Origin of the sequence: Pontibacterium sp. (assembly GCF_964228735.1) — a bacterium.
Lineage (GTDB): Bacteria > Pseudomonadota > Gammaproteobacteria > Pseudomonadales > Balneatricaceae > Pontibacterium.
Genome location: NZ_CAXRBQ010000126.1, coordinates 1 through 9,465 on the forward strand (window position 1 = coordinate 1; position 9,465 = coordinate 9,465).

Consider the following 9,465-nt stretch of genomic DNA (forward strand, 5'->3'; position numbering starts at 1 on the left):
TTAAGAGAGTAGAAGCCGGGGCCTTATCTACATGGCAGTCTTTACGACTTAGCAGCCCGTCAGGCTCACCGGCTCCTTGCGATGGACGGTAGCTAACCACCCATCACCGAGAGATACAAGCAGCCCGCTCCGAGGGCGACACCCCCTAAGGCTGAACTGCTTGTCGCGGTCAAAGCCCGCTGCTACAAGGTTTGACTGCTTGAGCTACGTAGGTTGGGTCGAGCGCAGCGACACCCAACACTCTTTTAATCTCTCCTCATCTTTCCGGAAGGCCCACAGACTGCGGCCTGGGTACTCCATTTTCGGAAATCTTCCCGCGTTTTTGGGGTATGACTACTGGTCTAATTCAGGACCTTTTTCGTTCCAAAGTACCATATGGGTTCCCGAGCCCCATTTCTATTATCAATCTGGTAACTCCTATTCAAAGCAATAACAACCAGAGGGTATTACGTTATGTGGACTAAACCTGAATACAAAGACATGCGCATCGGCTTCGAAGTAACCATGTACTTCGCAAACCGCTAAGCACTTTGCGCAAAAGTTACGACGCTCCGTTCGTGGCTTTTGCGTTTTCCCCTCTGGGGTTTCCCAACCGGCAGGAGCCGGGCTCACTACGACGGGCGCCGCACTGACGCGGATCTGACGGTCACCAGCGCAAAAGAATAATAATGAAAATACAAGTTTTAGGCTCAGCCGCCGGCGGTGGTTTCCCACAGTGGAACTGTAACTGCCGTAACTGTAAGGGCGTGCGCGAAGGCACCATTAAAGCCCAGCCACGTACCCAATCCTCTATTGCTGTCAGTGCCGATGGCGAACACTGGATCCTGTTTAACACCTCGCCGGATATCCGTGCCCAACTGGACAGCTTCGGACCGATGCAACCGGCGCGTGCGATCCGAGATACCGGTATTTCAGCGATTGTTTTTATGGACAGCCAGATTGATCACACCACCGGTCTGTTGATGCTGCGTGAAGGTTGTCCGCACGAGGTGTGGTGTACCGATATGGTGCACCAGGATCTCACCTCCGGTTTCCCGATCTTCAATATGCTGGAGCACTGGAATGGCGGTATTAACTGGAACCGCATTCCAATCGAAGAGGGCGCCAACCAATTTACGATTCCACAGGTACCGGAGCTGAAGCTGACCGCTGTGCCGCTGCTCAGTAGTGCACCGCCATACTCACCGCACCGCAACGATCCCCATCCGGGTGACAATATCGGTATCAAAATCGAAGATACCCGGACCGGTAAGACCCTGTTCTATGCACCTGGCCTCGGCCAGATCGAACCCCACCTGCGTCCTGTGATGGAAAGCGCCGACTGCGTACTGGTCGACGGCACCATCTGGCGTGAAGACGAGCTGATTGTTTCCGGTGTCGGCGACAAGCTCGGTACCGCCATGGGCCATCTGCCCCAGTCCGGGCAGGGTGGGATGATCGAGTACCTGGATACGCTGGAGAAACCACGCAAGGTACTTATCCACATCAACAACACCAACCCGATCCTGGATGAGGAGTCGCCGGAGCGTGCCGAAGTATTGGCCCACGGCATCGAGATCTCCTACGACGGTATGAGCATCGAGCTCTGAGACCGCCGGATCAGGTCCTGAACATAAACAGGAGCGTGCATATGAACACACAGGTTACCGAAGACAAACTGCCGATGTCCCGCGAAGAGTTCGAACAGGCTCTGCGTGCCAAGGGCGATCTCTATCACATCCATCACCCGTACCATGTGGCGATGTACAACGGCAGCTGCACTAAAGAACAGATTCAGGGGTGGGTCGCCAACCGTTACTACTACCAGATCATGATCCCAATGAAAGACGCGGCGATCATGGCCAACTGCCCGGACCGCGATACCCGCCGTCAGTGGGTACAGCGTATCCTCGATCACGACGGTTACGATGAGGCGGAAGGTGGCATCGAAGCCTGGCTGCGGCTGGGGGAAGCCGTGGGGCTGACCCGCGAGGAGATCATCTCCCAGGAACATGTGCTGCCGGGTGTACGTTTTGCCGTGGATGCCTATGTGAACTTCGCCCGCCGCGCGACCTGGGAAGAAGCGGCGAGCTCCTCCCTGACCGAGTTGTTTGCTCCGAAGATTCATCAGTCCCGTCTGGATACCTGGCCGGACCACTACCCGTGGATCGACGAAAACGGCTACCAGTATTTCCGTAACCGCTTGACCGAAGCCCGTCGCGACGTGGTACACGGCCTGGAAATCACCCTGGATCACTACAAAACCCGTGAACAGCAAGAACGCATGCTGGAGATCCTGCAGTTCAAGCTGGACGTGCTCTGGTCGATGCTGGATGCGATGACCATGGCCTATGAGCTGGACCGCCCGCCATACCACACCGTGACGGATGAGAAGGTGTACCACACAGGGTTGTTCCGATGATCAGCAACGAATCGATTCCGACTATGAACACCATGTTCCGCTTCCAGTGGGAGCAGGCACAGAACAGCTACGTGCTGCTCTACCCGGAAGGCATGATCCAGCTGAACGGTCCGGCCGGGGAGATCCTGGCGCTGGTGGACGGCGAGAAACCGGTGGCAGGCATTGTTGCTGACCTTAAGGGTAAGTTCGGTGATGTGGATAGCTTGGAGAGTGATGTGCTGGAGTTTCTAGTGGAAGCTCAGAAGCAACGCTGGATTGAGGTTTAGCGGTTCAGTCGACAGGGATGTTGCCCCCTCAATTTTGCCTAACACCTGATGCCCGAATTGCGGTGTACACGTTGGGCTTCGCTTCGCTAAGGCCAACCTACTTGCTAGGTAACAGCTCAAAATACGTAGGTTAGCCATCGCGCAGCGATGCCTAACAATTGATGCCCGAATTGCTGAGTAAGCCATGATCTTCGTTTCGCGACGGCCAACCTACTAAGCAACAACAAGAGCAATAAAGAGGTATCCCATGTCCTCCTCATCCTGCAACGGCTCACCCTCTCTGAATTCCGTTCCAACCCATGGTCAGCCGCTGTGGTTGCTTGCCGAGCTGACCTACAAATGCCCGTTGCAATGTCCGTACTGCGCCAACCCGCTGGATTTTGCCAATCGCAACACTGAGCTGACTACCGAAGAATGGATCAAGGTGTTCGAAGAGGGCCGTAAGCTGGGGGCTGTTCAGCTGGGTTTTTCCGGTGGTGAACCGTTGGTACGTCAGGATCTGGTTACGCTGATCAGCGAAGCGCGGCGCCTGGGTTATTACACCAATCTGATCACCTCCGGTGTGGGCTTGAACGAGCGTAAAGTTGCCGAGTTTCGTGAAGCGGGGTTGGACCATATCCAGGTCAGCTTTCAGGCGGCGGACGAAAGTGTGAACAACATGCTGGCCGGTTCGCAGAAAGCGTTTGACCAGAAGCTGAAGATGGCGCGGGAAGTGAAAGCGCAGGGGTACCCGATGGTGCTCAACTTCGTCACCCACCGTCATAACATTGATCAGATCGACCGCATCATCGAACTCTGTGTTGAGCTGGAGGCAGACTACGTCGAGCTGGCCACCTGCCAATACTACGGTTGGGCGTACGAGAACCGCGAAAACCTGTTGCCAACCCGTGCGCAGCTGGAGCGGGCGGAGCGGATCACCAACGAATACCGCGAAAAGCTGGCTGCGGAAGGAAATCCGATCAAGCTGATCTTTGTGACGCCGGACTACTATGAAGAACGTCCCAAAGGCTGTATGAACGGCTGGGGGCAGGTATTTCTCACCGTGACGCCGGATGGCACCGCGCTGCCCTGTCACAGTGCCAAGATGTTGCCGATTGAATTTCCCAACGTGCGTGACAACTCCCTCGACCATATCTGGAACGAGAGCTTTGGCTTCAACCATTTCCGCGGTTACGAGTGGATGAAGGAGCCGTGCCGCTCCTGTGATGACAAAGAGAAGGATTTCGGCGGCTGCCGCTGTCAGGCCTACATGATGACCGGCGATGCCACCAATGCCGATCCTGTGTGCGGTAAGTCGGAACATCATCACCTGATCACCGATGCACGCGCGGCGGCCGAACAACCGCTGGATGACTCCAAAATGCTGTATCGGAACGAGCGCAATTCGCGGGTGTTTTTTCGTTCCTGAGAATTTGAGTGATTAATCCTTGAACAGATCTGGCAACAACCTGCTTTCCTGAGCTAGGCTCATGGGTACCCCGTGATTAATGAGTGAGGCTCAGGGAATGTTGCCAACATCACCCCACCCCCCCGGTCTTTGGCCGTCTTCGTTTACTGCTGAACACGCTCTGCCAGGTATAAAGGAGTATGGACAGCTGCAGGCGGCGTGTAATCAACAACTTTTCTGGGTCGAGTACCAGCCTGAAAATGATGGCCACACGGTCATCTGCAGTTGGCAGGGTGGGGTTATCAAGACCGTTTCACCGCCCCATATCTCCGTGCGCAGCCGCGTGCATGAGTACGGTGGGCAGAGCTGGTGTTTGCTGGATCAGAGCCTGGTATTTGTGCATGGAGACGATCAGCAGCTCTGGCTACAGCCGTTTGATGGCGAAGCTTCACGGCTGACGCACACCTCCGAATGCCGTTATGGTGCGCCCGTTTGGGACCGGCCACGCAACCGGCTAATTGCGGTACAGGAGGAGCATCCACCGGGGGATATACCTGCTGATGTGATCAATCGCCTGGTCTCGGTATCCCTTGAAGATGGTGGGATTGCTGTGCTCCATGAAGGATTTGATTTCTACGATCAGGTCGCATTGGGTGCCGATAGCGAGGGTGGCCTGATCGCCTGGATCAGCTGGGAGCACCCCGATCAGCCCTGGACGGAAACGCAACTGTTGTTTGGTCGACTGGATGATCAGGGGCAGATAGATCATGTCCAGGCGTTGGGGCATGAGCAGGCACTGACGCAACCCCAGTTCGATGCTCAAGGTCGGCTGCATGTGGTCAGCGACCACAACAACTGGTGGCAGATCTACCGGGTGGAGCAACAGCCGGATCGGATTGATCTGGCGCTGTTACCGGGACAGGATGAAGCGGAGTACGCCGCTGCGTCATGGCAGCTGGGACAAAGCAGTTACCTGCTGCTGGATGATGGCTGGGTAGCGCTAAGTCACCGAGATGGCATGGGAGCGTTGCAACTTCACCGTGATGGACGAACAGAACGAATCGCCACGCAGTACAGTAATTTTCGCAGCCTGACGATGAGCGGTTCGACACTTTATTGTGTGGCGTCTTCAACGACTGCGAGTCCAGCATTGATTGCTGTTGATCTGGAAAGCGGCAATGTAGAGAGCCTCACCGGTGGTCAGCGTCCACTGCCGATCGATGAGATCGCTGAACCGCAACATCTGCGTTTTAACGTTGGGAACGAGTACGCTTACGCACTGTTCTACCCACCCACTAACAGTGCTGAGCAGAGTGCTCAATTGCCTCCGCTGGTGGTGTTTCTGCACGGTGGTCCCACATCCGCCGCTTATCCCATCTTCAATCCCAAGATCCAGTACTGGACCCAGCGTGGCTTTGCCGTGGCCGATCTGAACTACCGTGGCAGTACCGGTTACGGGCGGGATTACCGTATGAAGTTACGCAAGCAGTGGGGCGTGGCTGATGTGGAGGACGCGATTGCTCTGGTTGAACACCTCGGTGAGCAGGAGCTGATCAATCCGGCCCAGGTCTTTATCCGCGGCGGCAGTGCAGGGGGCTATACCGCACTGGCTGCACTGGCGGCGAGTGCCTGTTTCACCGCCGGAGCCAGCCTTTATGGTGTGAGTGACCTGAACGCGTTGTGTGTCACAACCCACAAGTTTGAATCGCGTTACCTGGACTGGCTGATCGGCGACGCTCAGTACGATGGACACGTCTATCAGGAGCGCTCCCCGGTCACCAATGCGGACCAGATCAGCTCGCCGGTCATCTTCTTCCAGGGCTTGCTGGATAAGGTGGTGCCACCCGAGCAAACGGATCTGATGGTTAGCGCCCTGCGTGCCAACGGCGTGGAGGTGGAGGTGCACCGCTATGCCGATGAATATCATGGCTTTCGAGATCCGGCCGTACAGCAGGAGGTGCTGGAGCTGGAACTGGCGTTTTATCAGCGCTGGTTGTGACGATTGGGTCAATGGAGTGATCTCGTTTGAGACCAAAGTACTAGCCGTTTTCGTGCTATTGCAGAAGATGCCCCACAACAGAACTCCGGCAGAATAACCATATGTTCATAGCTGATATCAGGTGAGTCAGTTTTACCTTGAACACCCATTCGGGAGCGAAGCTGTTTGCAGGCTTTGTCCGGTTCTGGCCCCCCAAAGCTCAAGGCCATTACGTCAGAACCGTTTTCTCCTGAGCTCTGACCGTCGTATATTCTGCCCGCCCCCAAGCGGGCTTTTTTTTTGCCTCATCGTTAAATAGCGTGGAACCGATAGTGCGACTTGGCCGCAAGTAGGTTGGCCTTCGCAACGCGAAGCCCAACAGCAAAGGGCAGTTTTGAGTCGACTTGTTGGGCATCGCTCCGCGATGGCCAACCTACGCTTTCTTGTCTGTTTGCATGAAGAAATTTCTGTGACTTCACCGTAAAGAGCGGGTAGGGTAGCGGCCTTTGAACATGCATGTCTGGAGCAGCTATGGCCCTTCCCGGTAAAGAGATCTACCGCGGCTACGATGAATTTGGTGTGGTGTCGGTGGTGGAAGATGGCCACAAACGTTACCTCGCCTTTGGTGAGAATGACGAGCAGAGCTGCTGGCTGAAGCATGAACCGCTCTCGCCGCAGCACGAATACGTACGCGCCATGTTGCTGGTCTTGCTGTTCAAGGAACCCAAGCAGGTAATCAGCTTAGGGTTAGGCGCGGGCAGTCTCAACAGTTGCCTGCACGGTCATTATCCCTCCCTCAAGCAGCAGGTGGTGGAGCTGCGCCCTGAAGTGGTCAACGTGGCCTACAAGTACTTCCAGCTACCGCGTGGTAAACGGCTGCAGGTTCACACCATGGATGCCAACGAGTTTCTGCAGACGGTGGAAACCCGCAAAGCGGATGTGCTGTTCAGTGATATCTATGGCGCGGAAGGGCTGGATGAACAGCAGCTCGATCCCAGCTTCCTGATGAACTGTCACGACCGCTTGAAAGAGGATGGCTGGCTGGTGCTGAACTGCTGGCGTGAGCATCAGGGGGATGATGCGCTGGAGACGCTGACCGAGATCTTTGATGATGTACGCAGCTGTGCTACACAAAGTGGTAACTGGATTGTCTTTGCCGGTAAGCGGGCCAGTAACCGCTCTGCCAAGCAACTCAAGAACGATGCGCGGGAGCTGAGCCAGAAGCTGGGCTTTGCGTTAAGCGCGCACCTCGGTCGCCTGAAGGAGCACAGCTAAGCTGCGCTCCTCACACCTTTAAACTGTCGCCTTATCCCCATTAGTAACCTGTTCATTCTGGCTTTTAAACTTGATGCCGCTGGCCAGCAGCACGCCCACCATAATGATCAGTACGCCACACAAGGTGCTTAAGGAGAGGTTTTCACCCAGCACTGGAATTGCCGCGATCGCCGCCAGGGCCGGTGTGAATGAACCCAAAGCCGCTGTTTTTTCTGCACCCAGGTTGCTGATAGCGATACCGTAAGTCACACCACCCACAATGCCCGCGCCGATGCCTTGCGTAAGCAGGAACGGCCATAACTCTGCCCAGGAGGTTTGGCTGATCGTGGATTCCACCGCACCGGCGCCCAGCAGCCCGCCCAGTATCAGGGCCGCACTAGTGCAGAGCAGCGCCGTCGCTTCCATTGGATTCAGGCCTGCAACGCGAAGTCCCACCGTATACAGCGCCCACAACAGGGTGGCGCCCAAGAAGGCCAGATGGCCGCGCCAATACCCCGTCTCAAAGTTGATCAGCGCATCGCCCAGTAACAGGATGATCCCCAGCAGAATGGTGCCCAGGCCCAGCAAGCGACGCTTTGGCAGTGGCTCGCCGAACACCAGTACGGCAAGGCCGGTAACAAAGAGTGGTGCGCTGCCTGGTACCAACGCACCTGCATGTGCAGCCGGGGCGTAGCTGGTGCCCACTGAGACCAGATAAAAGAATGGCAGGCCGCCAAGCATGATCATCAGGCTATAACGCAGTTCCATGCGGCGCACTTTGGGCCAGCACTTGAACAACCAAGGCAGGAAGACAATGGCGGGCAGCGCAAAGCGCATCAGCCCGAGGTCCGCCGTGGTGAGTGGAGACTGGTTTTCCGCGCGCATGGACAGCAGAAACCCCACCCAGATCACCAGGGTGGCCAGCATCGCAGTCAGGCCTTTGAAGTTAACGGCCGGTTCGCCACGGTATTGGTTCATCGGAGGACATCCTGTGCATATTGAATTGACGGCTATTATCCGAGAAACACAAAAGTGGAAAGTTGTTATTTGGCTTGTGTTTGTGATCCATGTTGGCGGAAAATTGCGTATATGGTTTTAATTTTGGCATTTTGTGACTCGGTGGGTGTTGGCGCATGAAAGTAGATGAGATCGATCTGAAAATTCTGAAGATCCTGCAGCAGGATGGGCGCCTGAGTAACGCGGAGATAGCCGAGCACGTGGCGTTGTCGCCGTCACCCTGTCTGCGCCGTTTGCGTCGGTTGGAAGCGGAAGGCGTGATCCAAGGGTATCGGCCGCAACTCAACCGACAGGTGGTGGGCCTGGGCATGACGGTGTTTGTACAGGTGAAGTTGCACGATCACAGTGCGGAGTCTGTGGAGGGATTTGAGGATGCCGTGCGGGCGATGGATGCGGTGGTGAATGCGCATACCGTATCCGGCTCTGCAGATTACCTGCTGGAGGTGGTGGCGGAGGATCTGATCGATTACGACCGCTTGGTGAAGCGGATGCAGCGGTTGAAGATGGTGCGGGAGATTGAGAGTAACTTTGCATTGCAGGCGGTTAAGACGGAAGCGCCTTTGCCTTTGAAGTTGTAGGTGCAAAGGCTGAACGTCTTGTCGAAGTTAGGTGCTTTTGTATCTAAAGCGAATCTTTGGATTTCTATCTGCTTTTCGCCCTGATTGGGCGAGGCAAGGGATGCAGCCGCGCATCCCTTACCAATCCCTCGCGGCCCCACTACTTGCCGGGCAAAGCCCGGTACCCTGCGCGTTTCACAAATAAAACGAAGCAAATAAACTCGGCCTTTGGCCTCAGACAGAATTTGCTTTTAACCGTTTTATTTGCGAAATGCTCGGCTGCGTAGAGGGGGAGTGTAGTCCGTGCCAGCTGATAGATTTGTGGATCGTTCCCATGCAGAACACGGGAACCAGATATGTGGATTAAAGGTGAAAGATTTTCGATGTAGGGCAGGCTTTAGCCTGCCGGCAGCCTTAAGGCTGCCCTACATTAATTTTCAATTCTCGCACGCACACCAAACCAAAAAAAAAAGGTTCTTCGTCGGATAGCGTGGAGCCTACAAAAAAAACGACGAAATGGTTTATGGTGAAGTCGCCAAACAATCATCAAAACCAAATCGTCGTTTATGCTTCAGGATTCTGCCTTCAGCAGCTGCCTATGGAAA

Annotated in this window: 9 protein-coding genes; 8 read left to right on the forward strand and 1 reads right to left on the reverse strand. The window is 55.4% G+C overall.

Annotated elements, in window-relative coordinates:
- Positions 1–453 precede the first annotated feature (453 nt).
- From pqqA to ACEQ15_RS14670, 7 genes are all read left to right on the forward strand, one after another.
- The gene (gene pqqA / locus ACEQ15_RS14640; RefSeq protein ID WP_282355501.1) at positions 454–525 is read left to right on the forward strand and encodes a pyrroloquinoline quinone precursor peptide PqqA; all 72 of its coding nucleotides are present in this window, start codon (positions 454–456) and stop codon (positions 523–525) included.
- Between the two features lie 143 nt (positions 526–668).
- Entirely contained in the window at positions 669–1,589 is a 921-nt protein-coding gene (gene pqqB, locus ACEQ15_RS14645) for a pyrroloquinoline quinone biosynthesis protein PqqB (RefSeq protein WP_370279957.1), read from the forward strand.
- 41 nt (positions 1,590–1,630) lie between these two features.
- On the forward strand, positions 1,631–2,401 hold the full coding sequence (gene pqqC, locus ACEQ15_RS14650; RefSeq protein ID WP_370279958.1) for a pyrroloquinoline-quinone synthase PqqC: 771 nt from the start codon (positions 1,631–1,633) through the stop codon (positions 2,399–2,401).
- Positions 2,398–2,667 (forward strand): pyrroloquinoline quinone biosynthesis peptide chaperone PqqD, encoded by a 270-nt coding sequence (pqqD, locus tag ACEQ15_RS14655; protein WP_370279959.1) that lies wholly within the window; start codon positions 2,398–2,400, stop codon positions 2,665–2,667. The genes pqqC and pqqD overlap by 4 nt, the downstream gene beginning before the upstream one ends.
- Positions 2,668–2,914: 247 nt before the next feature.
- Complete coding sequence (gene pqqE / locus ACEQ15_RS14660) at positions 2,915–4,075, forward strand: pyrroloquinoline quinone biosynthesis protein PqqE (RefSeq protein ID WP_370279961.1); 1,161 nt, start codon at positions 2,915–2,917, stop codon at positions 4,073–4,075.
- A 79-nt stretch (positions 4,076–4,154) separates the two neighbouring features.
- A complete protein-coding gene (locus ACEQ15_RS14665; RefSeq protein WP_370279962.1) occupies positions 4,155–6,053 on the forward strand; it encodes an alpha/beta hydrolase family protein in 1,899 nt (632 codons plus the stop codon).
- 510 nt (positions 6,054–6,563) lie between these two features.
- On the forward strand, positions 6,564–7,307 hold the full coding sequence (locus ACEQ15_RS14670; protein WP_370279963.1) for a spermidine synthase: 744 nt from the start codon (positions 6,564–6,566) through the stop codon (positions 7,305–7,307).
- Between the two features lie 18 nt (positions 7,308–7,325).
- On the opposite strand, the gene ACEQ15_RS14675 is transcribed toward ACEQ15_RS14670, so the two are convergent.
- The gene (locus tag ACEQ15_RS14675; RefSeq protein WP_370279964.1) at positions 7,326–8,264 is read right to left on the reverse strand and encodes a DMT family transporter; all 939 of its coding nucleotides are present in this window, start codon (positions 8,262–8,264) and stop codon (positions 7,326–7,328) included.
- Between the two features lie 155 nt (positions 8,265–8,419).
- On the opposite strand from ACEQ15_RS14675, the gene ACEQ15_RS14680 reads away from it, so the two are divergent.
- On the forward strand, positions 8,420–8,881 hold the full coding sequence (locus tag ACEQ15_RS14680) for an Lrp/AsnC family transcriptional regulator (protein WP_282355481.1): 462 nt from the start codon (positions 8,420–8,422) through the stop codon (positions 8,879–8,881).
- Positions 8,882–9,465: the final 584 nt, after the last annotated feature.